This is a genomic window from Phreatobacter sp. (assembly GCF_052440005.1).
In the GTDB taxonomy this organism is placed as follows: domain Bacteria; phylum Pseudomonadota; class Alphaproteobacteria; order Rhizobiales; family Phreatobacteraceae; genus Phreatobacter.
Window position 1 is genome coordinate 1 of sequence record NZ_JBQVQL010000002.1, and the last position, 24,443, is coordinate 24,443.

At 69.9% G+C, this 24,443-nt stretch carries 25 protein-coding genes, 1 other RNA gene and 1 pseudogene; 11 read left to right on the plus strand and 16 right to left on the minus strand.

The genetic code is table 11. From position 1 onward, the window contains the following. The 5 genes and pseudogenes from ACT6XY_RS00665 to ACT6XY_RS00685 all read right to left on the minus strand — a co-directional run. Positions 1-227, minus strand: a pseudogene (locus ACT6XY_RS00665) (hypothetical protein); the annotation flags it as partial. Positions 228-255: 28 nt separating this feature from the next. Further along, positions 256-516, minus strand: coding sequence for a hypothetical protein (locus tag ACT6XY_RS00670; RefSeq protein ID WP_106747169.1), 261 nt, complete (start codon positions 514-516; stop codon positions 256-258). 142 nt (positions 517-658) lie between these two features. After that, positions 659-1,072, minus strand: a complete 414-nt coding sequence (locus ACT6XY_RS00675; RefSeq protein ID WP_444746421.1) for a TIGR02301 family protein — start codon at positions 1,070-1,072, stop codon at positions 659-661. 61 nt (positions 1,073-1,133) lie between these two features. Then, entirely contained in the window at positions 1,134-1,568 is a 435-nt protein-coding gene (locus ACT6XY_RS00680; protein ID WP_444746422.1) for an NUDIX hydrolase, read from the minus strand. Then, positions 1,565-2,074, minus strand: a complete 510-nt coding sequence (locus tag ACT6XY_RS00685) for a hypothetical protein (RefSeq protein ID WP_444746423.1) — start codon at positions 2,072-2,074, stop codon at positions 1,565-1,567. Before ACT6XY_RS00685 ends, ACT6XY_RS00680 begins: the two co-directional genes overlap by 4 nt. Positions 2,075-2,184: 110 nt before the next feature. On the opposite strand from ACT6XY_RS00685, the gene ACT6XY_RS00690 reads away from it, so the two are divergent. From ACT6XY_RS00690 to ACT6XY_RS00700, 3 genes are all read left to right on the plus strand, one after another. Then, positions 2,185-2,925 (plus strand): SOS response-associated peptidase, encoded by a 741-nt coding sequence (locus ACT6XY_RS00690; RefSeq protein WP_444746424.1) that lies wholly within the window; start codon positions 2,185-2,187, stop codon positions 2,923-2,925. A 135-nt stretch (positions 2,926-3,060) separates the two neighbouring features. Then, the gene (locus tag ACT6XY_RS00695) at positions 3,061-3,384 is read left to right on the plus strand and encodes a hypothetical protein (protein ID WP_444746425.1); all 324 of its coding nucleotides are present in this window, start codon (positions 3,061-3,063) and stop codon (positions 3,382-3,384) included. Between the two features lie 15 nt (positions 3,385-3,399). Then, positions 3,400-4,872: a methyl-accepting chemotaxis protein gene (locus tag ACT6XY_RS00700; RefSeq protein WP_444746426.1), complete on the plus strand. Its 1,473-nt coding sequence runs from the start codon at positions 3,400-3,402 to the stop codon at positions 4,870-4,872. A gap of 33 nt (positions 4,873-4,905) precedes the next feature. On the opposite strand, the gene ACT6XY_RS00705 is transcribed toward ACT6XY_RS00700, so the two are convergent. Continuing rightward, complete coding sequence (locus tag ACT6XY_RS00705; RefSeq protein ID WP_444746427.1) at positions 4,906-6,351, minus strand: FAD-binding oxidoreductase; 1,446 nt, start codon at positions 6,349-6,351, stop codon at positions 4,906-4,908. Between the two features lie 157 nt (positions 6,352-6,508). On the opposite strand from ACT6XY_RS00705, the gene ssrS reads away from it, so the two are divergent. The 3 genes from ssrS (at position 6,509) to ACT6XY_RS00720 (ending at position 8,132) form a co-directional block, all read left to right on the plus strand. Further along, positions 6,509-6,663: non-coding RNA, 6S RNA (ssrS, locus tag ACT6XY_RS00710), on the plus strand. Positions 6,664-6,762: 99 nt separating this feature from the next. Further along, positions 6,763-7,332, plus strand: coding sequence for a 5-formyltetrahydrofolate cyclo-ligase (locus tag ACT6XY_RS00715; protein ID WP_444746428.1), 570 nt, complete (start codon positions 6,763-6,765; stop codon positions 7,330-7,332). Continuing rightward, entirely contained in the window at positions 7,332-8,132 is an 801-nt protein-coding gene (locus ACT6XY_RS00720; RefSeq protein WP_444746429.1) for a TIGR00282 family metallophosphoesterase, read from the plus strand. Before ACT6XY_RS00715 ends, ACT6XY_RS00720 begins: the two co-directional genes overlap by 1 nt. Here ACT6XY_RS00720 and ACT6XY_RS00725 read toward each other — a convergent pair whose 3' ends face one another. Both ACT6XY_RS00725 and ACT6XY_RS00730 read right to left on the minus strand, forming a co-directional pair. Next, positions 8,133-8,417, minus strand: a complete 285-nt coding sequence (locus tag ACT6XY_RS00725; RefSeq protein ID WP_444746430.1) for a hypothetical protein — start codon at positions 8,415-8,417, stop codon at positions 8,133-8,135. Positions 8,418-8,420: 3 nt separating this feature from the next. After that, positions 8,421-9,449, minus strand: a complete 1,029-nt coding sequence (locus ACT6XY_RS00730; protein ID WP_444746431.1) for a 1-aminocyclopropane-1-carboxylate deaminase — start codon at positions 9,447-9,449, stop codon at positions 8,421-8,423. 149 nt (positions 9,450-9,598) lie between these two features. Between ACT6XY_RS00730 and ACT6XY_RS00735 the strand changes: the two genes are divergently transcribed. From ACT6XY_RS00735 to ribB, 3 genes are all read left to right on the plus strand, one after another. Beyond that, positions 9,599-10,120, plus strand: coding sequence for an Lrp/AsnC family transcriptional regulator (locus ACT6XY_RS00735; protein WP_444746432.1), 522 nt, complete (start codon positions 9,599-9,601; stop codon positions 10,118-10,120). A 50-nt stretch (positions 10,121-10,170) separates the two neighbouring features. Beyond that, entirely contained in the window at positions 10,171-11,256 is a 1,086-nt protein-coding gene (aroC, locus tag ACT6XY_RS00740; RefSeq protein WP_444746433.1) for a chorismate synthase, read from the plus strand. 134 nt (positions 11,257-11,390) lie between these two features. Continuing rightward, positions 11,391-12,716, plus strand: coding sequence for a 3,4-dihydroxy-2-butanone-4-phosphate synthase (ribB, locus tag ACT6XY_RS00745; RefSeq protein WP_444746434.1), 1,326 nt, complete (start codon positions 11,391-11,393; stop codon positions 12,714-12,716). A gap of 94 nt (positions 12,717-12,810) precedes the next feature. Here the strand turns inward: ribB and ACT6XY_RS00750 are convergent, their stop codons facing one another. Continuing rightward, entirely contained in the window at positions 12,811-13,584 is a 774-nt protein-coding gene (locus tag ACT6XY_RS00750) for an enoyl-CoA hydratase-related protein (protein WP_444746435.1), read from the minus strand. An 11-nt stretch (positions 13,585-13,595) separates the two neighbouring features. Next, positions 13,596-15,380 (minus strand): acyl-CoA dehydrogenase, encoded by a 1,785-nt coding sequence (locus tag ACT6XY_RS00755; RefSeq protein WP_444746436.1) that lies wholly within the window; start codon positions 15,378-15,380, stop codon positions 13,596-13,598. Between the two features lie 376 nt (positions 15,381-15,756). Between ACT6XY_RS00755 and ACT6XY_RS00760 the strand changes: the two genes are divergently transcribed. Further along, the gene (locus ACT6XY_RS00760; protein ID WP_444746437.1) at positions 15,757-16,725 is read left to right on the plus strand and encodes an L-threonylcarbamoyladenylate synthase; all 969 of its coding nucleotides are present in this window, start codon (positions 15,757-15,759) and stop codon (positions 16,723-16,725) included. Between the two features lie 12 nt (positions 16,726-16,737). On the opposite strand, the gene ACT6XY_RS00765 is transcribed toward ACT6XY_RS00760, so the two are convergent. The 4 genes from ACT6XY_RS00765 to dxs form a co-directional block, all read right to left on the minus strand. After that, a complete protein-coding gene (locus ACT6XY_RS00765) occupies positions 16,738-17,889 on the minus strand; it encodes an AAA family ATPase (protein ID WP_444746438.1) in 1,152 nt (383 codons plus the stop codon). A gap of 82 nt (positions 17,890-17,971) precedes the next feature. Further along, positions 17,972-19,189, minus strand: a complete 1,218-nt coding sequence (locus ACT6XY_RS00770; protein WP_444746439.1) for a class I SAM-dependent RNA methyltransferase — start codon at positions 19,187-19,189, stop codon at positions 17,972-17,974. Between the two features lie 64 nt (positions 19,190-19,253). After that, positions 19,254-19,991 carry a TlyA family RNA methyltransferase gene (locus ACT6XY_RS00775; protein WP_444746440.1) on the minus strand — a complete coding sequence of 246 codons (738 nt, stop codon included), beginning with the start codon at positions 19,989-19,991 and terminating at the stop codon, positions 19,254-19,256. Further along, positions 19,988-21,916, minus strand: a complete 1,929-nt coding sequence (dxs, locus tag ACT6XY_RS00780; RefSeq protein WP_444746441.1) for a 1-deoxy-D-xylulose-5-phosphate synthase — start codon at positions 21,914-21,916, stop codon at positions 19,988-19,990. The genes ACT6XY_RS00775 and dxs overlap by 4 nt, the downstream gene beginning before the upstream one ends. Positions 21,917-22,114: 198 nt before the next feature. On the opposite strand from dxs, the gene ACT6XY_RS00785 reads away from it, so the two are divergent. Further along, positions 22,115-22,474, plus strand: a complete 360-nt coding sequence (locus ACT6XY_RS00785; protein ID WP_444746442.1) for a carboxymuconolactone decarboxylase family protein — start codon at positions 22,115-22,117, stop codon at positions 22,472-22,474. A 4-nt stretch (positions 22,475-22,478) separates the two neighbouring features. On the opposite strand, the gene ACT6XY_RS00790 is transcribed toward ACT6XY_RS00785, so the two are convergent. Then, entirely contained in the window at positions 22,479-23,396 is a 918-nt protein-coding gene (locus ACT6XY_RS00790; protein ID WP_444746443.1) for a pirin family protein, read from the minus strand. 202 nt (positions 23,397-23,598) lie between these two features. After that, positions 23,599-24,387, minus strand: coding sequence for an SDR family oxidoreductase (locus ACT6XY_RS00795; RefSeq protein ID WP_444746444.1), 789 nt, complete (start codon positions 24,385-24,387; stop codon positions 23,599-23,601). Between the last annotated feature and the right edge of the window lie 56 nt (positions 24,388-24,443).

Consider the following 24,443-nt stretch of genomic DNA (forward strand, 5'->3'; position numbering starts at 1 on the left):
GGAACGGGCGTCGCTGCGGGTGCCTGGGCGACGGGCGGGATGACGGGAGGGGGCGGCTCGGCCGCCTGGGCCGTCACGTCCCGGATCGTCGTGCGAAGCGGTGTGCCGGCGGAGACGACGGGCTCCGGCGTCCGCGGCGCCTCGCGCGGCATGATCTGCGCGACGGACACCCCGAGAACCAGGGTGGAGATCAGTGCTGCGAGAATGGCCAGCTTGCGCGGTTCCACGAGGCGTCCCCGGCGGTGGCGGTCCGAATCAGTGGGCCGACCGGTCTACGGTGAACTCTCCGCCCCTGACCCGCTCGGCGAGCCGCTGGGCGAAGGTGGCCGTCGCCTCCTCGCCGTAGGTTGCGACCATTTCGACGAACGAGGCGAAGATGGCGGCCTGCGCGATGCAGTCGACGTCCAGCCCGTCGAGCCGGGCCTCCGCAAAGGCTTCGGAGACGTAGCCCATCGCCGCATGGCGCTGGTCTTCGGCCTCGGCCGACCGGAAGGTCGTCTCTGGGGAAAAATGCATCGTCGCGTCCACTGCGGAACCGTTGATCGGTCCTGTCCTATGGGGAGACCGTAGCATGCTCAGCCCGCCAGGACACCCGTTTCTGACCGGAAGGTTAACGGTGGTGAAGAAATTCGAGACGTTCCCCGAATGACACAGGGCGTCAGTTGCCGTAGCGGCTGGTGATCTCGGCGACGAGCCGCCGCGCCTCGGTCACATAGCGCCGCGTCGCCAGCCGGGCGGCCGGCGCACAGGTGCGGTGGGTCTGCTCGAAGCCGCCATAGCCGCGGTTGAAGGCCTGGACGAGGCGCTCCCTGCGCTCCCCGCCCGCCGCCTCCGCGTCGAGCAGGGCCTGCATCTCGCGCCGCCAGGCGCCGCCTTCCGGCCCCTCGCACAGCGTGCGCAGGTAGTGCAGGGCGCCGATGATCTCGGAGAGGCGGATGAGCTGCGGTTCGTAGGGCGCGCGCAGGGCGGCCGGCGGCACGGGAGCCGTCACGGCAGCCTGCGGCGCCTGCGCCGCGGCGGCTGCCGGCAGCAGGATCGTCAGGAGCGCAAGGGTCTGGACCAGCTTCGCCATGGCGCAGATATGAGCGAGCCGGCCGGGGGCCGCAACGGAAAGCTGTCCGGGTGGTTGACGCTCAGGCGGGAACGAGGGCGAGGGCTGCGGCAAGGACGCCCGCCAGTCCCTCCGTGGTCGGCAGGGTCGGCGCCTCCTCGGGGCGAATCCAGCGGATGGCGGCGGCCTCGGGAGAGACCGTGCCCTCGCCGGACGTCCAGCGGGCGGCGAAGGAGAGCACGACGAAATGGCGCTCCACCCGGTCCGCGGCGTCGCGCAGGATGATGTCGCGCGCCCCGCACAGGCCGACGGGCTCGGCGATGACCGCGACCTCCTCCATCAGCTCGCGCGCCGCCGCCTCGGCCAGCGTCTCGCCGATCTCGACGAGGCCGCCGGGCAGGCTGAACAGGCCCGCGCCGGGAGCGTTGGCGCGCTGGGCCACCAGCACGCGGCCGTCGCGAATCACCGCCGTCGAGACGGCGAGGATGGGACGGGCGGGATAGGAGCGGTCGCTCACCGCGTCATCAGCGCGTCGATAGCGTCCTGCGCCGAGGCGCCTTCGCCTTCGTCGTCGTCATGGATGACCGCGTTCATGATGCCGGAGGTGCGGGCGGCGAGGTGCTTCAGCCGGTCGGAGGCTTCCTCCGCGATGTAGCCCGCCACCGGCGTGCCGGCATGGGCTTTGAGCTGGGCAATGGTGTCGAGCATCACCGTGTCCATCTCCTCGACCAGCGCCAGGAAGCGCCGGCGCGAGCCGACGGGCGCCTCGGCGAAAGCCGCAAGCACCAGGTCCTTGTCGCGGTAATGCGAGCGGATGAAATGCTGCTCGTAGGAGGCAGGCTGCCAGGCCAGCACGTCGTCCACGCAGTCGGGCATGGACGGCACCAGTTCGAGGAGCATGATGACTTCGTTGAAGTGGTTGAGGTAGTCCGTCGCCAGCCGGGTTTCCGGATGAATATTGGCGGCGCGCAGGCGCTCCGGCGTCAGCTCTATTCTGGTTTCCTGACGAACGGCGTCGAGCATGGAATGTGGTCGTCCCCAACTTTACATGACAGGTAGCCACGTCCGCGGTGAAAGAAGGCTTAAATCGATGCAAGCCAGTTTCCGGGACGCAAGGGCAGGCGAGGATCGAAATGTGCGGGCGATACGCCATCAAGACCATTCCCGAGGTGATGCAGGCCGCCTTCGGCTATGAGGAGCGGCCGAATTTCCCGCCGCGCTACAACATCGCGCCGACCCAGCCCGTGCCCGTCGTCACCATCGATCAGGGCCGTAGGCGATTCGTGCTCATGCGATGGGGCTTCATTCCCGGCTGGGTGAAGGACCCGAAGGAGTTCCCCCTGGTCATCAACGTGCGCAGCGAGACCGCGCGCGAAAAGCCTTCGTTCCGCGCCGCCTTCACCCGTCGGCGCGCGCTGATGCCGGCGGACGCCTTCTACGAGTGGCACCGGGAGGGCAAGGTGAAGATGCCCTACATGATCCGCCGGCCCGACGGGGGGCTCTTCGCCTTCCCGGCGCTGTGGGAGACATGGATCTCGCCGGACGGCTCGGAGGTCGACACCGTGGCCATGCTGACTGCCGAGGCGCCGGCGCCGGTCGCCGCGATCCATCACCGCACGCCGGTGATCCTCGACCCCGCCAACTGGAACGAGTGGCTGGCGCCCGAGACGACGCCCGAGCGGGCCGCGGCCCTGATCGAACCGCCGGTCCAGACGGAACTGGAACTCGTGCCCATCTCCTCCGCGGTCAACCGCGTCGCCAATGACGGCCCTGAGCTCCAGGAGCCCGCCGGCCAGGCGACGCCGGCCCCGCCGGCCGAACCGCGCCGCCGGAAGGCCGATCCGAAGGGCGGGCAGGGGAGTCTCTTCGACTGAGCAGCGAAGCAGGGGCCAGCCATTCTGACGCAGGCGAGGGGCTGCCAGGCTTAAGGAAAAGCTAACAAACAACAGTCAGTTTCAGTGAACCCGCGCCGGACTATCCCGTACGGCCGGGGCGCCCACGGATCTGTCATGCCTCCGCGTTCGGCATCGCGCGCGCGCCTGCTCCTCCCGGTGATCGTCCTCACCTGTCTGGCCCTACCCGTCGTCGCAGCTGCGATGCCGCGCGCCGGGCAGCCCGTGGCCGTTTTCGCCTGGTCGGCGGAGAACGGCGGCGCCGCCGCCATCGCCGCACGGTCGGAGGGCGAGCTGCGGTCCGCTGGTCGCAGCAACCGTGTCGTCATCGCTTCCTCGGCGGCCCCCGACTTCGTGGCGCGACTCTACGGCGCCGGTGCGCTGCTCGTGGTCGACGCCGCGATGGCCGCCGCCTGCCTGTCACCCTTCATGTCGCTTTGAATGGGAGCTCTCGCCATGAGCCTCGCCTCGCCCACCTCCACCCTCGACCGTCTGCGCGAAACGGTCGCCATCGTCATGCTGTGCGTCGTTTCGGCCCTCGCCGTGGTGGTGGTCGCCGTGGCGCTGATGCGCGGCGCAGGCGGCATGGCCGTCACCATCGCCGGGACCCTCGCCGTCGCAGCCCTCGGCCTGCTGGCGATCGGCAAGGGCCGCAGCGACCTGACGGCGCGCGTCGGCTCGTCGGTCTCGGCCGCGGCGCTCGTCGCCTTCCTGACCTTTGCGCTGGAGCGTTCGGTCTACCAGATCGACATGCACATGGCCTTCTTCGCCGGCCTGGCGGTGGCCGCCCTGTGGTGCTGCTGGCGATCGGTCGCAGCCTACACCGCGGTGGTCGCGGTCCACCATCTCGGCCTCAACATGATCTACCCGATGGCCGTCTTTCCCGAGGGCGGGGATTTCGGTCGCGTCGTCATCCACGCGGTGATCCTCGTCGCCCAGGCTGTGGCCCTCGCCTGGCTCTGCGACCGCCTCGCGACGGCCTTCGCCGTCTCCGACACCGCCGTCGCGGATGCCAACCGCGCCACCGAGCGGATGGAAGCCGCCGCCGCCAGGGAGCGGACGCTGACGGCGGCCCAGTCGGACAGCCAGGCCCGCCTGGAGGCGGCTATCGGCGAGTTCAAGGGACATGTCGCGGGGGTGCTCGCTGGCGTGCGCAGCGGCATGGTCGCTCTGGGCGATGCGACCTCGACGGCGCGAGAGGCGGCCCACGGAACGGTGCAGATGACCGAGCGCGCCGCCCATTCCTCACAGGCCGCCGTGTCCAATATCGGAGCCGTCGCCAGCGCCACCGACCAGCTCAGCGCCTCGGTCGGCGAGCTCGCCCAGAAGGTCGGTGAGACGGCGGCCGTGGTGCGCGAACTGTCCGGCGAGGCGACGCAGGCCAACGACAGCATCTCCGAACTGTCCGGCGCCGCCGAGAAGATCGGGACCGTCGTGGCGCTGATCCAGTCCATCGCCGAGCAGACGAACCTTCTCGCCCTCAATGCCACCATCGAGGCGGCGCGGGCCGGCGAGGCTGGCAGGGGCTTTGCGGTCGTCGCCTCGGAGGTGAAGTCGCTCGCCGTCCAGACGTCGAAGGCGACGGAGGAAATCGCCCAGCAGATCAACGCCGTCCAGCAGCTGACCAAGGGTGCGGTCGGCGCGATCGAGGGGATTTCCAGCCGCATGGGCCAGATCGACCAGAACGCCTCGGCGCTCGCCGCGGGCATCGAGGAGCAATCCGCCGCCGTGCAGGAGATCAACCGCAGCATCGGCGAGATGCGCGACCTGACCTCCCGGATCGAGGCGGCAATCGGCGACATCGCCGCGAGGGCCGCCGCCAGCGTCGCCTCGTCCACCTCGATGGGCGCGACGACGACGAAGGTCGAGCAGTCCGCGACGAGCCTCGGCACCGCCGTCGAGGACTTTCTCGGCAAGGTCGCGGCCTGAGGCGGGGAGGGCCCCCCCGCCCCCGCAGGTCTCTTAGAGAACCTTGCCGGGGTTGAGGATGCCGCGGGGGTCGAGCACCGCCTTGACCTGCCGCATGATGTCCATGGCGACCGGGTCCTTCACGCCCGGCAGCAGGTCGCGCTTCATGCGGCCGATGCCGTGCTCGGCGGAGATCGAGCCGCCGAATTCGCCGACGATGTCGTGGACGATGGTCTGCACCTCGTCCCAGTGGTCGAGGAACGTGGCCTTGTCCATGCCGACGGGCTGGCTGACGTTGAAGTGGATGTTGCCGTCGCCGAGATGCCCGAAGGGTACCGGGCGGCAATCCGGCATGTAAGCGTAGCAGGCTGCAACCGCCTTTGCGATGAAGGCCGGCACGGCCGCGACCGGCACCGAGACGTCGTGCTTGATCGAGCCGCCCTCCATCTTCTGCACCTCGCTCATGCCCTCGCGCAGCCGCCAGAAGGCGTTGCGCTGGTCGATCGTGTCGGCGAGGGCGGCGTCGGTGACGATACCCTCCTCGAAGCCTGCGGCGAGGATCTCCTCCAGCGTCTCCCGCAGGCCTGCCGCCGAGGCGGTGGAGAGCTCCATCAGGCAGTACCAGGGTGATGCGTCCGCCAGCGGATCGCGGGCGCCGGCGAGATGCCGGAGCACGAACTCGAAGAGGTTGCGCGGCATCAGCTCGAAGCCGGTGACCGAGGGCCCGGCGCGCTCCTGCGCGGCGTTGAGCAGGGCGAGGCCCGCCTCCGGCGAGGGCACTGCCACCCAGGCCGCCTCGATGGAGCGCGGCGCCGGATAGAGCTTCAGCACTGCCGCGGTGATGATGCCGAGCGTGCCTTCCGCCCCCATGAACAGGTGCTTGAGGTCGTAGCCCGTATTGTCCTTCTTCAGGGTCCTCAGGCCGTGCCAGATGCGGCCGTCGGCCAGCACCACCTCGAGCCCGAGCACGAGGTCGCGCGCCATGCCGTAGGCGACCGCCTGGGTGCCGCCGGCATTGGTCGAGAGATTGCCGCCGATCGTGCAGGAGCCCTTGGAGCCGATATTGAGGGGGAAGAGCCGGCCGACCTCGCTCGCCGCGTCCTGCGCCTGCTGCAGCGTCACGCCGGCATCCACCGTCATCGTGTTGCCGGCGGGATCGACGGCGCGCACCTGGGTCATGCGGTTCAGCGACAGCACGATCTCGGCGCCGGTCTCGTGCGGCACGTGGCCGCCGACGAGGCCCGTCGCGCCGCCCTGCGGCACCACCGGCGTGCCGGTCTCGTGGGCGAGCGCCATGACGGCCGCCACCTCCTCGGTCGATCCCGGCCGCACCACCAGGGAGGTGCGCCCGTGGTAGAGGCTGCGGTCGTCGCGCAGATAGGGCGCCTGATCGCCGGGATCGGTGATGGCATAGCGCGGGCCGACGATGGCCGCGAAGCGCTCGATCAGCGAGGCCGGCATGGGCGGGGCGAGGGCGGTGACGGCTTTCGGCAGCGGCATGGCGGGCGTTCCGGCGGCGGGTCTCGGAGTCTCGGGGCCGCCTATTGGCGCCGCACGGACGCGAGCGTCAACGGGTCCGAGCGGATGGCGGTGGTGAATTCGCGGCGAAGGGGCCTGAGGGTCTTCCGCCGGGGGAGAATACGACCTATCTGTCGGAACGGAGCTGCGACGTTCGTCAGGACACAAATTCCCCGGGGCCTTATCGATCTCATGGGAGCTGTCCCTGTCCTCGACCCTGGTCTTGGGTACACGGCACCCACCTACTTAGGTAGGTTCCCGGGATCGCTTGTCCAACGGCAGAGTGGCTCCACTTCTCTTCCTTTTTGCGGTCCCTGGCGGAACACCGCCGTCACCGGGCAAGTGCAGCGCATCCGTAGTGACGCGGCTTCCCGCCTCCGCTAATCCTCCCCCATGACCCAGCCGACCAAGGCCGACCTGCGCGAGGCCGCGCTCGCCCGCCGCGATGCCCTCGACCTCGCCCTCCGCATCGAGGCGGCGCTGGCCCTCGCCGAGACCTTCCCCCTCGATCTCATTCCCGTCGCCGGCAAGGTCGTCTCCGGCTTTCTCCCCATCCAGTCCGAAATCGACGTCCGCCCGCTGATGGACCGCCTGCGCCGGGCCGGCGCGCGCCTGGCGCTGCCCGCCTTCCCGGACCGGAAGGGCCCGATGATCTTCCGCGAGCTGATCCGCGGTGCCGACCTCGTGCCCATGGGCTTCGGCACCTATGGGCCGGGACCCGAAGCCGCCGAGGTCCAGCCCGATATCCTGCTGACCCCGCTCGCCGCCTTCGATGTGCGCGGCAACCGCATCGGCTACGGCAAGGGCCATTACGACATGGCTCTCGCCCGCCTCGACGCGCAGGCCCGCCGCATCGCCATCGGCATCGCCTTCTCCTGCCAGGAGGTTGACGCCGTGCCGCACGAGCCCCATGACCGGAGGCTGGATTACCTCCTCACCGAAACCGGTTTCAGGACCTTCTGATGCGCCTCCTCTTCCTCGGCGACGTCGTCGGCAAGGCCGGCCGCACCGCCGTCACCGAAAAGCTGCCCGGGCTCATCGCCGATCTGAAGCTCGACTGCGTCGTGATCAACGGCGAGAACGCCGCCCACGGCTTCGGCATCACCGAGGCGATCTACGAGGAACTGCTGGATGCGGGCGCCGACTGCGTCACTCTCGGCAACCATTCCTGGGACCAGCGCGAGGCCCTCGTCTTCATCGACCGTGCGCCGCGCCTCGTCAGGCCGGTGAACTATCCCGCCGGCACGCCCGGCCGCGGCGCAGCGCTGGTCGAGGCCAAGAACGGCGCGCAGGTGCTGGTGGTGAACGTCATGGGCCGCGTCTTCATGGACGCCATGGACGATCCCTTCGCCGCGGTGGAACGCGAGGTGGAGGCAGCCCCCCTCGGCCGCGTGGCGGACGCCATCGTCGTCGACATCCATGCCGAGGCCACCAGCGAGAAACAGGTGATGGGTCATGTCCTCGACGGCCGGGTCTCCCTCGTCGTCGGCACCCACACCCACGTGCCCACCGCCGATCACCGCGTGCTCTCCCGCGGCACGGCCTTCCAGACCGACGTCGGCATGTGCGGCGACTATGACGGAGTCATCGGCATGGACAAGGCCGAGCCGTTGCGCCGCATGCGCGAGAAGACGCCGGGCGGCAAGTTCGAGCCGGCGGGCGGGCCCGCCACGCTCTCCGGAATCATCGTCGACATCGGCGCCGACGGCCTCGCGACCGCCGTCACTCCGCTGCGGGTCGGCGGCGTGCTGGCGCCGACCTGATCAGGGGAACAGCGGCTCGCCTCCGGTTCCGCCGCCCGCCTCGAGAGCGAGCGGGCGGGCGACGAGCCCCACCCCCCGGAGGTCTGAGCAGATGTCGAGGAACCCGCCCCGCGCGGCGTCGCCGGAAAAGGCGACCACCGTCACGTGGCGGCCCCCGCCGTCGACCCCGCGGGCAAGCAGCGTCGCCGCTCCGCCCAGCGCCATCGCGGCGAGGCGCTGCATCAGGGCGGCCTGGACCTCGGCCGCCGCGGGCGGCACCTCCAGGAGAAGCGCCGGCCCCGCCATGGCTCAGCCGTTCCGGAAGAGGTAGCTGTAGCCGTTGATCGCCGGCACGCCGCCGAGATGGGCGTAGAGCACCCGCGATCCCCTGGGGAAGAAACCCTTCTTCACCAGGTCGATCATACCCTGCATGGATTTTCCCTCGTAGACCGGGTCCGTCAGCATGCCCTCGAGCCGCGCGGAGAGGCGGATGGCCTCCACCGTCTCGGGCGAGGCGAGGCCGTATTCGGGATAGGCATAGTCCTCGTTCAGCACGATGTCGGCGTCGGTGATGGCGCGGCCGAGGCCGACGAGGTCGGCGGTGCGCTCGGCGATGCGCATGATCTGCGCCCGCGTCTCCTTCGGCGTCGCCGAGGCGTCGATGCCGATGACGCGGTCGGCGCGGCCGTCGGCCGCGAAACCCACCACCATGCCGGCCTGGGTGGAGCCGGTGACCGAGCAGACGACGATGTAGTCGAAGGCGAAGCCGAGCTCGGCCTCCTGGGCGCGGACTTCCTCCGCGAAGCCGACGAAGCCGAGACCGCCGAGCTTGTGGTCGGAGGCACCCGCGGGAATGGCGTAGGGCTTTCCGCCCTTGGCCTTCACATCCTCCAGCGCGTTTTCCCAGCTCTCCTTGAACTCGATGCCGAAGCCCTCGTCGACCAGTTCCACATGGGCGCCGAGGATGCGGCTCATCAGGATGTTGCCGACGCGGTCGTAGACGGCGTCGTTCCAGTTCACCCAGCTCTCCTGCACCAGGCGGCACTTCATGCCGAGCTTGGCGGCGACGGCCGCTACCTGGCGGGTGTGGTTCGACTGCACGCCGCCGATGGTGACCAGCGTGTCGCAATTCTGCTGGATCGCCTCGGGAATGAGATATTCGAGCTTGCGCAGCTTGTTGCCACCGAAGGCGAGGCCGCTGTTGCAGTCCTCGCGCTTGGCCCAGAGCTCTACTCCGCCGCCGAGATGGGCGGAGAGGCGGTCCAGCTTCTCGAGCGGCGAGGGCCCGAAGGTCAGCTTGTGGCGGGGGTAGCGGTCGAGTTTCAGCGCAGTGGCCATGGCGGCGTCTCCGGAGCGTGGGCGGAGGCGGCCACCGGCAGCCGTCCGATGGGCCATGATGGTGAGCCATCCGGGGTCGCCCGGGGTTGCGAAGTTGCACAAGAATTGCATCGTCTGTTGCGCCAAAATCCCCCGGAAGCGCAATCCAGATGAAGAAGCCTCAAGCCTCACGCAATCCGAAGTCGCAAGTTGCCGCGCCGCCGCCGGAGCCGCTGGACCGCATCGACCGCAAGATCCTCAACCGGCTGCAGCGCGACGCCGCCATTCCGAACCAGGACCTCGCCGAACAGGTCGGCCTGTCGCCGGCGCCGACCTCTCGCCGCGTCCGGCGCCTGAAGGAGGAGGGCTACATTGCCCGCGAGGTGGCCCTCGTCGATCCGGCCCGCGTCGGCTCGACCCTCATCGCCTTCGTCTCGGTCGAACTCGACCGTCAGCGCGAGGACGTGCTGCGCTCCTTCGAGCGGCACATTTCGACCCAGCCGGAAGTGCAGCAGTGCTACTTCGTCACCGGCGAGACGGACTACATGCTCATCGTCCTGTGCCGCGACATGGACCATTACAACGATTTCGTCCGGCAGGTCCTCGCCCAGGAGCACAACATCAAGCGCTTCCGCTCGAGCTTCAATCTCCAGCGCATCAAGTTCGACACGGGGATCTATCTGGAGGAGTGAGTCGGCGGGTCGGCTTGCCGAGCGCCGCGCGCCCCTGTAATCCGCAGGCCATGTCGCACAACACCTTCGGCCACCTGTTCCGCGTCACCACCTTCGGCGAGAGCCACGGCGTGGCGCTCGGTTGCGTCGTAGACGGCTGTCCGCCCCGCATCCCGCTGACCGCTGAGGACATTCAGGCCCATCTCGACCGCCGCCGCCCCGGCACCTCGCGCTTCACCACCCAACGCCGCGAGCCGGACGCGGTGAAGATCCTCTCCGGCGTGATGATCGACGACGACGGCGTGCAGTTGACGACCGGCACGCCCATCGCGCTGATGATCGAGAACACCGACCAGCGCTCGAAGGACTATTCCGACATCAAGGACAAGTTCCGTCCCGGTCACGCCGACTTCACCTACGAGGCGAAATACGGCATCCGTGACTATCGCGGCGGCGGGCGCTCCTCCGCGCGCGAGACGGCGGCCCGCGTCGCCGCCGGCGCCATCGCCCGCAAGGTCGTGCCGGGTCTCACCGTGCGTGGCGCTCTCGTCCAGATGGGACCGCACGCCGTCGACCGTGAGAAGTGGGACTGGGAGACGGTCGGCGCCAACCCGTTCTTTTGTCCCGACGCCGACAAGGCCGCCTTCTACGAGACCTATCTCGACGGCATCCGCAAGGCCGGCTCCTCCATCGGCGCGGTCATCGAGATCGTCGCGGAAGGCGTGCCCGCCGGCCTCGGCGCGCCGATCTACGGCAAGCTGGACGCCGAGATCGCCAGCGCTCTCATGGGCATCAATGCGGTGAAGGGTGTCGAGATCGGCTCGGGCTTCGCCTCAGCCGCGCTCACGGGCGAGGAGAACGCCGACGAGATCCGCATGGGCAACGACGGCGCCCCGCTGTTCCTGTCGAACCACGCCGGCGGCATCCTCGGCGGCATTTCGACGGGGCAGGCGGTGGTCGCCCGCTTCGCCGTGAAGCCGACCTCCTCCATCCTCACGCCGCGCCTGACCGTCGACAAGACGGGCGGCGAGACCGACATCCTCACCAAGGGCCGCCACGACCCCTGCGTCGGCATCCGCGCGGTGCCCGTGGGCGAGGCCATGGTCGCCTGCGTCATCGCCGATCACTATCTGAGGAACCGCGGCCAGAACGGGTGAGCGTCGGCGCAAGGCAGCGCGCGGCTTCAGATACGCCTGCGAAATAAGCCGCTGATTCAGTGTTGCCGAATTGCACGGCTGTATCGGCAGAATTTCAGTTTGACTGAAATCATGCTGCCGCCCATCTTTCCCCCATGAAGCTCGACACCTGGCTTGCCCGTGCCGGCATGACGCGCCTGGCCTTCGCCCGCCAGCTCGGCGTCTCGCCGGCCACCATCACCGCGCTGTGCAACGGCGACGCGCCGTGGATGTCGCGCGAGACGGCCCAGCGCATCGCCGAGCTCACCGCGGGTGCCGTCACGCCCAATGATTTCATCGGCCTGAAGGGGCCGCGAGACGAGGAGAGAACCATGCTCGAAGCCGCCGAACGCGTGAAGGCCGCCCTCGACGCCTTCGCCAAGGGGCAGATCGTCGTGGTGACCGACGACGACGACCGCGAGAACGAGGGCGATCTCATCGTCGCCGCCTCCCTCTGCACGCCCGAGCAGATGGCCTTCATCGTGCGCCACACCTCGGGCATCGTCTGCACGCCGCTGACCCTGCAGGAGGCGCAGCGCCTGCGCCTCGACCCCATGGTCTCGTCCAACGACAGCCCGCACGGCACGGCCTTCACCGTTTCGGTCGACTACAAGCACGGCACCACCACCGGCATTTCCGCCGATGACCGCACCGCCACCGTACGGGCGCTGGCCAACCCCAATGTCGGAGCCGTCGACTTCGTCCGCCCCGGCCACATCTTCCCGCTCATCGCCAAGGAGGGCGGGGTGCTCATGCGCTCCGGCCATACGGAAGCGGCGGTGGATCTCTGCAAGCTCGCGGGGCTCCCGCCCATCGGCGTCATCTGCGAACTGGTCAACGACGACGGCACCGTCACGCGTGGCCCTCAGGTCACCGCCTTCGCCGAGAAGAACGGGCTGCTGATGGTCTCGGTCGCCGACCTCATCAAGTACCGCCAGGCCCGCGACCGGCTGGTGGAGCGCGCCGGCGAGTTCCCCATCGAGACGCCCTATGGTCCCGCCCGCGGCATCGCCTACCGCACGCCCTACGACCGGGTGGAGCATCTCGCCCTCGTCTTCGGCGAGATCGACGAGGCCGGCGCCACCCTCGTGCGCCTGCATCGCGAGACCGTGCTGCGCGACGTCTTCGGCAAGAACCGCTCCACCGATGCGGCGATGAAGACGCTCGCCCAGAAGGGCGGCGTGCTCATCTACCTGCGCGACGGCACGGCCGGCGTGCCGGCGCAGTCGCTCGCCGCCACCGCCCCCGCGCCCGACATCCACGAGAGCCACGGCTCGGCCAAGCTGCGCGACGACCAGTGGCGGGAGATCGGCCTCGGCGCCCAGATCCTGCGCGACCTCGGGGCCAACCGCATCCGGTTGCTCGCGTCGAAAACCCGCCACTATGTCGGGCTCGGCGGCTTCGGCATCGAGATCGTCTCGACGGAGATGCTGGAGGGGTAGGGCGCGGCAAACCCTCGGAACGTCGTGATGCCCGGGACGAGCCCGGCATGACGGTGTGGCGCGATGGGTGAGGCGGCGATGGCCGCCGCGTTCCCTACTTCCGCGTCATGAAGGCCATGAAGGCCTGCTTCGCCTCGTCGCCCTTGAGGAGCTCGGCGAAGAGTGCGCCTTCCTCCTCCATGCGGGCGCGGATCTCCTCCGCGCCCTTGCGCATCAGCCGGCGCGAATGCGCGAGCGCGATGGGCGGCTTCGAGGCGAGCTTCGTCGCCATCGCCATCGCCTTCGCCTCGATCTCCTCCGAGGAGACCACCGCGTTGACGAGGCCCATCTCCGCGGCCTCATTCGCGCCGAAGGGCTCGGCCAGCATCAGATATTCCGTCGCCTTCTTCATGCCGGCGAGCCGCGGCAGCAGCAGCGAGGAGGCCGCCTCCGGCACCAGTCCGAGATCGACGAAGGGCATGCGGAACATCGCCGCGGGGCTCGCATAGGCGAGGTCCATGTGCAGCACCATGGTGGTGCCGATGCCGATGGCGAGGCCGTCCACCGCGGCGATCATCGGAACCTCGACGGTCGCCAGCGCCCGGATGAAGTCGCCCGCCGGCGACCCGGCGGAAGCCCCGCCCGCCGAGCGCTGCATGAAGTCGGCGATGTCGTTGCCGGAGGTGAAGACGCCCGGGCCGCCGGCGAAGACGACGGCGCGCGTGCCCTCGGCTGCCGCATTCTCTATGACGCCGCGCATCGTGTCGTACATGGCGCCGGTCAGCGCGTTCTTCTTGTCGAACCGGTTCATGCGCACCAGCACCACGCCCTTGTCGTGACGGGTGATCGTCACGTGGTCGGTGCCGGCCTGCGGGGTGATGCCGTCCATGGCGATGGTCCTCAGCTCGCGAGCGGAATGTCGAGATCGGTGACGGACTGGCCGCCCGAGACGATGGAGGCGCCGAGGCCCGGCGCCGCGGTGGCGAGGTTCTCGGCGAAGAAGCGGGCGAGGCCCAGGGCCTCGGCACGCGCGGCCTCGGAGGCGCCGTTGGCCCGCAGCCTCAGCGCCTTCTCGGCGAGCGAGGTGCCGCCCAGTGCCAGGCCGAACAGCCGCGCATAGGGGGTCGCGCCGGCCTGCGCGTCGGCAGGGTCGGAGGCGAGCGCCGCGAGCAGGTGGCGCGTCGAGCCTTCCAGCGCGTCCACCGCCTCGCGCAGCCGCGCTGCGGTCTGGCCGAAGCCCTCGGCGTTGGACCCCGCCACCTCGGCGACGATGCCGCGCATGCGGCCGATCTCCGCCGCCACCAGCGCGCCGCCGTCGATGCCGATCTTACGGGTGACGAGGTCGATGGCCTGGATGCCGTTGGTGCCCTCGTAGATGGCGTAGATACGGGCGTCGCGCATGTGCTGGGCAGCCCCCGTCTCCTCGACGAAGCCCATGCCGCCGTGGACCTGCACGCCGAGCGAGGCCACCTCGTTGCCGATGTCGGTGGCATAGGCCTTGGCGATGGGGGTGAGCAGCGAGGCGCGGGCGTTGCCGGCCTTGCGCTCGGCCTCGTCGGCGGCGAGATGGGCCCGGTCGATCTCCGCCGCCAGCATGTAGCAGATGGCCCGCGCCGCCCGCGTCGAGGCGCGCATCGTTGCCAGCATGCGCTTGACGTCCGGGTGTTCGATGATCGCGCTGATGCCCTCGCCCTTCGCCCCCGGCGCCTTGCCCTGGCGGCGCTCCATCGCATAGGCGATTGCCTGCTGCGTCGCCCGCTCGGCAATGGAGACGCCCTGCAGCGCGACCGCGAGACGGGCGTTGTTCATCATCGTGAACATGGCCATCAGGCCGCGGTTCTCTTCGCCCACCAGCCAGCCGATGGCCCCGCCGGCATCGCCATAGACCATGGTGCAGGTCGGCGAGCCGTGGACGCCGAGCTTGTGCTCGATGGAATGGCAGCGCACGTCGTTTCTTTCGCCGATGGAGCCATCCTCGCGAACCAGGAACTTCGGCACGAGGAAGAGCGAGATGCCCTTGGTGCCAGCCGGCGCGTCGGGAAGGCGCGCCAGAACCAGATGAATGATGTTCTCCGTCAGATCGTGCTCGCCATAGGTGATGTAGATCTTCTGGCCGGTGATCCGGTAGGTGCCGTCGCCGGCGCGCTCGGCGCGGGTCCGCAGGCCCGACAGGTCAGAACCCGCCGAGGGCTCGGTGAGGTTCATGGTGCCGGTCCATTCGCCGGAGACCATCTTCGGCAGGTACTTCGCCTTCAACTCCTCGGAAGCGTGGGCGGTGATCGCCTCGATGGCGCCCTGGGTCAGCAGCGGGCCGAGGCCGAAGGCGCCGGAGGCGGCGTTCCACATCTCGATGCAGGCCGAGTTGATGACGCAGGGCAGGCCCTGCCCGCCATAGGCGTCGTCGGCCATGAGCCCGTTCCAGCCGGCGGCGGCCCAGTCGGTGTAGACGTCCTTCCAGCCCGGCGGCATGGTCACCACGCCGTCCTTGAAGGGCGTGCCGTGACGGTCGCCCACCTTGTTCAACGGCGCGATGCGCTCGCTGGCGAACTTGCCGGCCTCTTCGAGGATGGCCGAGACGTCGTCGAGGCCGAGGTCACCGTAGAGGCCGCCCGCCAGCGCCTGTTCCAGCCCGGCGGCGTGCTTCATGGTGGCGATCATGTCCTCGACGGGTGCGCGATAGGTCATGCGATATCCTCCGGTCGGACTAGGTTCTAGGTCTGACCCGGCCCAGCGGCAAGGACGCCGGTTGGCGGATCGGGGGGAGAGGCGCGATGCATTGTTCCCGTCAAACGGGCTGCATCAGCCAAGTGCGTCCTTCGAGGCTCGCCGCCGGACGATGCTGTGGCATCGCCGGGGGCTCGCACCTCAGGATGACGAGCGCGGTGCGGGCATCGGCCGCCGCAATCGCTCGACTGTCGCGCGTTGTCCGGCTGATGCAGGTCTCCCACCAACCTCATCCTGAGGTGCGAGCGACAGCGAGCCTCGAAGGACCCACTTGGCTGATGCAGAGCTCCTCGGCCGAAATGGTGAGTTTCCCCGCCCGCCGTGCTAAGCGCCGCCCATGACGACCGTCACCACCCTTCGCCTCGACGCAGACGCCGCCGGCATCGCCGAAGCCGGCCGCCTGCTGCGCGCGGGCCGCCTCGTCGCATTCCCCACCGAGACGGTCTACGGCCTCGGCGCCGACGCCACCGACGGGCGTGCGGTCGCCGCCATCTACGCGGCCAAGGGCCGGCCGAGCTTCAACCCGCTGATCGCCCACGTGGCGACGATCGAGGCGGCGCTCCGCTTCGGTCGCTTCGACGCCCATGCGACCGCTCTCGCCCGCGCCTTCTGGCCCGGACCGCTGACGCTGGTCGTGCCCGCCGCCCCGGGCGGACACGTCTCCGACCTCGCCCGCGCCGGCCTTGAGACAGTGGGCCTGCGCGTGCCGAGCCACCCGGTGGCGCAGGCGCTGCTCGCCGCCGCCGGCCGCCCGGTTGCCGCGCCCTCCGCCAACCGCTCCGGCCATGTCAGCCCGACCACAGCCGCCCATGTCCTCGCCGACCTCGACGGGCGCATCGACGCCGTGGTGGACGGGGGACCGACCGACGTGGGTGTGGAATCGACCATCGTCGCCTGCCTCGGCAGCCCGCCTGTGCTGTTGCGGCCGGGTGGCGTTCCGCGTGACGCCATCGAGGCGGTGATCGGCCGGCCCCTCGCTGCCGCCACCGGCGAGGCGACCATTGCGCCGGGCATGCTCGCCTCCCACTACGCGCCGGAGGCGGCCATGCGGCTCGACGCGACGGCCGCCGAGCCCGGCGAGGCGCTGCTCGCCTTTGGGCCCGACGTCCCACCCGGCGCGGCCAACGTCCTCAACCTGTCGGTCGCGGGCGATCTCGCGGAGGCGGCGGCCAATCTCTTCGGCCACCTGCGCCTGCTCGACGCCTCCGGTGTGCGGCGCATCGCCGTCATGCCAATCCCGCCAGAGGGCCTCGGCGAAGCCATCCGCGATCGGCTCGCCCGCGCCGCCGCGCCGCGGGACGCGTAGCGTCGTCTTCCGTCAGCGGGCCGGCCAGCTCCAGGCGGGCGGATCCAGGTCGGGTGTCCGCGTCTCGCCGAAATCCTTCTCGAGGTTGACCCGCACCGCATGCCGACCGAGCGCCTCGACCAGTGCGCCCGCATGCGAGACGACGATGACCTGGGTACTGGTCGCCGCTTTCGCGATGAGCCGCGCAAGCGGTGGCAGCAGGTCCGGATGGAGGCTCGTCTCCGGTTCGTTCAGGATCATGAGCTCGGGCGGTCGCGGCGACAGAAGGGCCGCCGCGAGCAGGAGATAGCGCAGCGTGCCGTCCGAGAATTCCGCCGCCTTCAGCGGGCGCAGGAGGCCATGCTGGCGAAGCTCGACCTCGAAATAGCCGTCGGGCGCGCTGATTTCGAGCCGGGTTCCCGGGAAGGCATCCTCGATCGTGGCGGCGAGGTCGTCGGGGCTGCCGATCTCGCGAATGGTCTGCAGCGCGGCCGCGAGATCGGCGCCGTCGCTCGCCAGAACCGGCGTATAGGTGCCGACCTGCGGTCGGCGCGCCGGGGCCTCCCGATCCGTGCGCAGGTGGTCGTAGAAGCGCCAGGAGCGCATGCGCTCGCGCAGTGTCAGGAGCTCCACCGCGTCGCGCGGATCGGCGGCGTGGGTCATCATGCTGTCGAAGGGTTCCAGCGTCCTCCAGACGTCCCGCCACTGGCCCGCGTCGTCGCGAATGCGCACCAGCGGTCCACGGCGTTCGGCGAACAGGCTATTGCGGGTGAGCCTGGGGCCGGTCCACAGGCTCTCAGTCTTGATCTGCGGGTCGCGACCGAACAGCGTCCTGTCGGATACGAGCGGCAGCCCGAGGTCGATGGCATAGCCGTAGTCGTCACCGGCAAACCCCAGCCGCAGGCTGATGGGCTGTGAGCGGCGCGTGCCCTGAACGGGGTGGATCCCCGCCTTGACCTCCCGGGAGAAGCTCTCGGGGCCTGCCCAGAGCGTCGAGGAGAGCCCCCCTTCGGCGGCGAGAGACTGCACCACGCGCCCCTGGGCCGTATCGGCGAGAAGGCGCAGGGAGCGGTAGAGGCTCGACTTGCCGGCGCCGTTGGCCCCGGTCACGACGGTCAGGGCCCCGAGTTCGATGACGATGTCGCGGAGTGACCGGTAGCCGGCGACGGCGAGGTGGGAGATCATGGCAATCGTCACGAAAATCGCTTGGAAACGCGGCGATCGTAACAACCCCGGCCTGCCTGTCGAGGTGCCCGGGCCGCTGTGGTTATCGCGTGAACGTCGCCACCAGCTCCACATGCGCCGACCATGTGAACTGGTCGACCGGCGTCACCGCGCCGAGCTTCCAGCCACCGGCGGCGAGGAGGCAGGCGTCGCGGGCGAAGGTCGATGGGTTGCACGACACCGCGACGATGCGGCCGATGTCGGCCTTGGCGAGGAAGGCGGCCTGCGCCTCCGCCCCGGCGCGGGGCGGGTCGAAAACCACCGCGTCCAGCCCCTTGAGGTCGGCGACGAGCAGCGGCCGGCGGAAGAGGTCGCGCGTCTCCGCCTGGATCGGCTTCAGCCCGGAGGCCATGCGCACGGCCTGGGCGAGAGAGGCGACGGCACCGGCGTCGGAATCCACCGCCCGGACCTTGGTCTGGCGCGCCAGCCTGAGGGCGAAGGGGCCGACGCCGCAGAAGAGATCGGCAACCGCCTTCGCCTTGCCGACGCCGGCCATCACCAGCCCGGCGAGAGCCTCCTCGCCCGCCTCCGTCGCCTGCAGGAAGGCGCCTGGCGGCAGCGGCACGCGGTGGCCGTCGACCATGATGCTGGGCGGCTCGCGCTGCATGAGAAGGTCGCCGTGGTTGGTGAGGCGCGCGAGGCCGGTCGCGTTGGCCGCCTCCATCAGCCGCAGCCGGTCCTTCTCGCCGAGCTTGCCGGGCCCGCGCAGCTCCATGTCGAGGCCCTGGACCGTTGCAGTGACCTGTATGTCGATGGGCTTGCCCACGCCCTCCAGCGCGCGCGCCACCAGCCGCGCCGCCGGCAGCGCCTTGTCCAGCGAGGGCGCCAGCAGAGGGCAGGCGTCGATGGCGACGATGGCGTGGCTGCGGGCGGCGGTGAAGCCGACCTCGAGCCGGGTCCCCGCGCCGCGGCGGGCGTGGAACGTGACGCGTCGCCGGCCGGTCCCGCGGGCGTCGATGGTCGGCGCCACCTCCGGCTGCAGCCCGTGCTGGGCGAGGGTGGCGATGATCGACTGGCGTTTCCAGGCGAGATAGGGCGCATCCGCCCAGTGCTGCAGGGCGCAGCCCCCGCAGGTGCCGAAATGCGGGCAGGGCGGCGCCACCCGGTCCGGGCTCGGCGTGACGATCCGGGAGGGGGCGACGCGTTCCTCGTTGCCCTCCACCTCCACCACCTCGCCGGGCAGCGTGAAGGGCACGAAGCGGCCCTCGGTGACGCCGTCGCCGCGATGGCCGACATGGGAGATGGTGAGGCGGGTTGTCATGGATTTCCGATCGTTGCCTCCCGGCACGAAGGTCGCACCCGGTGGATGCGCCGCTGATGTCCGGCTAAGGCCGCACCCCGTGTATCAGAAACTCGCGGTTCCCGTCGCCGCCGGCGATGGGGCTGTCGACGAGACCGCGGATCCGCCAGGCCAGGCGTTCGGCTTCCGCACGGATGCCGGCGACCGCCCCGTCGCGCGCCGCGGCGTCGGTGACGATGCCGTTCTTGCCGACATGGCCGCGGCCGACCTCGAACTGAGGCTTCACCAGGGCGATCATCTCCGCCTCCCGAGCGAGGAGGGTGGTCACCGCGGGCAGGACCAGCCTGAGCGAGATGAAACTGACGTCGATGACGGCGAGGTCCGGCACGGCCGGGAGGTCCGCCGGCGTCAGCTTGCGGATGTCGGTCGCCTCCAGCAGCGCAATCCGTGGATCACCGGCAAGGCTGTGATGGAACTGGCCGCGACCGGTATCGATCGCGATCACCTGCGCGGCGCCCTCGGTCAGCAGCACGTGGCTGAACCCGCCGGTGGAAGAGCCGACATCGAGACAAATTCTCCCGCCGGGCCGGACGGCGAAGGCCTCCAGCGCCCCGGCGAGCTTCACCCCGCCGCGCGACACCCAGGGATGCGGCGCTTCTGCGGTGATGGCGGCGGTGGATGGGATCTCTTCAGAGGCCTTGCGCACCGGGCGGCCGTCGGCGGTGACGAGGCCGGCCGCGATGGCCGCCTGGGCTTTCGCGCGGCTGTCGAAGAGGCCGCGCTCCACCAGCAGGAGGTCGGCCCGCAGCCGCCGCGGGCTCAAGCCCTCAGCGCCCCGGTTCCGGACTGCACCGCCTCGCGCCCGAGGGCCTCGAAGACCTTGGCGACGATGCCGCGCGCGTCGAGACCGCAGCGCGCATAGAGCGCCTCCGGCTTGTCGTGGTCGAGATAGACGTCCGGCAGCACCATGGAGCGCACGCGGCAGGCGCCGTCGAGCAGGCCGCGGTCGGCCAGCGCGTGGAGGACGAAGGAGCCGAAACCGCCGACGGAGCCTTCCTCCACGGTGATCAGCACCTCGTGCTCGCGGGCGAGACGGGTGACGAGATCGATGTCCAGCGGCTTGGCGAAGCGGGCATCCGCGACCGTCGTCGACAGGCCGAGCGCGCCGAGGTCTTCGGCCGCCTTGAGGCATTCGGCGAGGCGGGTGCCGAGCGAGAGCAGCGCGACCCGCGAGCCCTCGCGGACGATGCGGCCCTTGCCGATGGCAAGCGGCACGCCTTCCGTCGGCAGTTCCACGCCGACGCCCTCGCCGCGCGGATAGCGGAAGGCGATGGGGCCGGCATCATGCGCCGCTGCGGTCGCCACCATGTGCACCAGCTCGGCCTCGTCGGCCGCCGCCATGATCGTCATGTTCGGCAGGCAGCCGAGGAAGGCGACGTCGAAGGAGCCGGCATGGGTCGCCCCGTCGGCGCCGACCAGGCCGGCCCGGTCGATGGGGAAGCGGACGGGAAGGTTCTGGATGGCGACGTCGTGCACCACCTGGTCGTAGGCGCGCTGCAGGAAGGTCGAATAGATGGCGCAGAACGGCCGGTAGCCCTCGCTCGCGAGCCCCGCCGCGAAGGTGACGGCGTGCTGCTCGGCAATGCCCACGTCGAAGGTGCGGGCGGGATAGGCCTTCTCGAAGATGTCGACGCCGGTTCCCGACGGCATGGCTGCCGTGATGGCGACGATCCGGTCATCCTTCGCCGCCTCCTTCACCAGGCTCTCGCCGAACACCTTGGTGTAGCTCGGCGCATTGGCCTTGGCCTTCACCTGGGCGCCGGTGACCACGTCGAACTTCGCCACCGCGTGCAGCTTGTCCTCGGTCTCCTCGGCGGGGCCGTAGCCCTTGCCCTTCTGGGTGACGACATGGACGAGGATCGGGCCGAGGTCGGCGTCGCGGACGTTCTTCAGAACCGGGAGCAGGTGGTCGAGGTTGTGCCCGTCGATCGGGCCCACATAGTAGAAACCGAGCTCCTCGAACAGCGTGCCGCCGGTGACGAAGCCGCGGGCGTGCTCCACCGCGCGGGTGACGGTGCGGTCGATGGTGCGGCCGAGGCGCTTGGTCAGCTGCTTGCCGATGTCGCGCAGCTTCAGATAGGTCTTCCCCGAGGCGAGACGCGCGAGATAGGCCGACATGGCGCCCACCGGCGGGGCGATGGACATGTCGTTGTCGTTGAGGATGACGATCAGCCGCTCGTGCCGGGCGCCGGCATTGTTCATCGCCTCGTAGGCCATGCCCGCCGACATGGCGCCGTCGCCGATGACCGCGATGACGGCGTTGGTCTTCCCCGACAGGTCGCGGGCCACCGCCATGCCGAGACCGGCCGAGATGGACGTGGAGGAATGGGCGGCGCCGAACGGGTCGTATTCGCTCTCGGACCGCCGCGTGAAGCCTGACAGGCCGCCGCCCTGGCGCAGGGTGCGGATGCGGTCGCGGCGTCCGGTGAGGATCTTGTGCGGATAGGCCTGGTGGCCGACGTCCCAGATGATGCGGTCGGCCGGCGTGTCGAAGACGTAGTGGAGGGCCGTGGTCAGCTCGATCACGCCGAGGCCGGCGCCGAGGTGCCCGCCGGTGACCGACACGGCCGAAATGGTCTCGGCGCGCAGCTCCTCGGCGACCTGCTTGACCTGATGTTCGGACAGCTTGCGGAGATCGGCAGGGACGAGGATCGTGTCGAGCAGGGGCGTGGCTGGGCGGTCTGTCACTCGTGTCACCGGCATGTGGCGGGACGGATCAATGCGGTTCTCAAGGGCGTCGAGGGGTACACCACCGGACATGGCGGCGCAATGCAGCGGAGGTAGGGCGGCCGATTGGCGCAGCCGTGTCTTGCGCCCCGGGGCGTTGCGCCGGGCCCCGACGTTTCATAGATGCAGGATTGTGAATGTCATGCGGGGGCACGACTGATGAGCAAGGACTATCCCGAGATCACGCGGGCTCTCTCGGCGGGGCTGCGCGACCTGCGCAAGGAGGCCGGCGAGACCATGGCCGGCTTCTCGACGCTGACCCAGGCCGCCATGAAGGACGGCGCGGTGCCGAAGAAGACCAAGGAGTTCATCGCCCTGGCGCTCGGCGTCGCGGCGCGCTGCGACGGCTGCCTCGGCTATCACGCCGAGGCGCTGGTCAAGCTCGGCGCCACCCGCCAGGAGGTGGCCGAGGTCCTCGGCGTCGCCATCCAGATGGGCGGCGGCCCCTCGCTCATGTACGCGGCTGACGCCTACACGGCCTTCCTGCAGTTCGAGGCGAAGGCACAGCCGCCCGCCTGAGGGGTCATTCCGGAAGCGGAATGAACTCCTCCTCGTCGCCCGGCACGGTGTCGAAGCGCTTCTGCTTCCAGTCCTCCTTGGCCTGCTCCAGCCGCTCCTTGGAGGAGGAGACGAAGTTCCACCAGATGAGGCGGGGGCCGTCCATCGTCGCCCCGCCGCACAGGATCAGCCGCGCCGGCGTCACCGCCGAGAGGCTGATGCGGTCGCCCGGGCGCAGCACCAGCAACTGGCCCTCCCGGAAGATGTCGCCCTGCAGGTCGATCTCGCCGGAGACGACATAGAGGCAGCGCTCCTCCGTGTCCGCGTCGACGGGGAGCTTCGCGCCGGCCTCCAGCGCGATGTCGCCGTAGATGGTCGGCCAGTTCTGCGTCACCGGCGAGGTCGCGCCGTAGAGCGAGCCCATCACGACGCGGATGGTCTTGCCGTCGCCGGTGATGACGGGCAGCTCCTGCTGCTCGACGTGTTCGAAGCCGGGGGTCGTCTCCTCGTGGCTCTTCGGCAGCGCGACCCAGCTCTGGATGCCGTGCAGCTTGTGGCCGCTCGCCTTCCTGGCGGGGTCGGTGCGCTCGGAATGGACGATGCCGCGCCCGGCGGTCATCAGGTTCACCTCGCCCGGCCGCACCGGCAGGTAGGTGCCGAGGGAGTCGCGGTGCTGGATCTCGCCCTCGAAGAGATAGGTCACCGTCGACAGGCCGATATGGGGATGCGGGCGCACGTCGATGCCGCCGCCGTCCTTGAACTCGGCGGGACCCATGTGATCGAAGAAGATGAAGGGGCCGACCATGCGCCGCTTGGCGAAGGGCAGGGCGCGCCGCACCGTGAACCCGCCGATGTCGTGGGTGCGCGGCACGATGACCATGTCGATGGCATCGCAGGCGAGCTTGTCGCCGGGGGTCGGATCGGGGGTCGGGGCGAAGGACATGCCGGGCTCCTCGGGGCTGGAGAAGGATGCCCGGAGGTTAGCCGAGGATGCCGTGCGGAGCGACCACCGGGTTCGCGATCAGAGTTTGCAGAGGTGCAAGCCGGGCGTTGTCTTGCTTGCCAGCCCTGCGCCACATCCCGCGACGGCGAGCCCGCCAGGGAAAGGTTGAAGGCGGCGCAGTGTGCTGCGCCGCCCTCCGTCCTCAGACGTTCTTCGTCGCGCCGCCGTCGACCCGGATCTTCGAGCCGGTGATGTAGGCGGCCTGCTCCGAGCAGAGGAAGGCGGCAGTGGCGCCGAACTCGGCCGCCGTGCCGAGGCGCCCGGCCGGGATTGTGGCGATCGAGGCGGCCTGGATCTCGTCCATGGACTTGCCCGAGCGCTTGGAGTTGGCCTCGTCCAGCTCCTTGATACGGTCGGTGGCGATGCGGCCCGGCAGGATCATGTTGACCGTAACGTTGTCCTTGGCGACCTCGGTCGACAGGGTCTTCGACCAGCCGACGATGGTCGAGCGCAGGGCGTTCGACAGGGCGAGGTTCGGGATCGGGTTCTCGACGCCGGAGGAGGCGACCGTGAGGATGCGGCCCCACTTGCGGGCGCGCATGCCCGGCAGGACCTTCGCGGTGATCTGGAAGACCGGCTCCACCATCACCTTGAACAGCTTGGCCCACTCGTCGGGAGCAACTTCCGTCGCCGGCTTGGCGGGCGGGCCGCCGGTGTTGTTCACGAGGATGTCGATCTGGCCGAGCGTCTTCTCGGCGAGCGCCACGATCTCCTCCACGGCGCCTTCGGCACCGAGATCGGCGGCGACGCCATAGGCCTTGCCCTTGCCCCGGGCGGTGATCGCCTCGGCATTCGCCTTGATCCGGTCCGCGGTGCGGCCGACCAGCATCACGGTGCAACCCTCGGCGGCGAGAGCTTCGGCGATGCCGAGGCCGAGGCCGCGGCTCGAGGCCAGAACGAGTGCCTTCTTGTCGGACAGGCCGAAATCCATGTCATCCTCCTTGGGAAACGGGCGCGCAGACAAACCCGAAGCGCGCGCCGATGCAA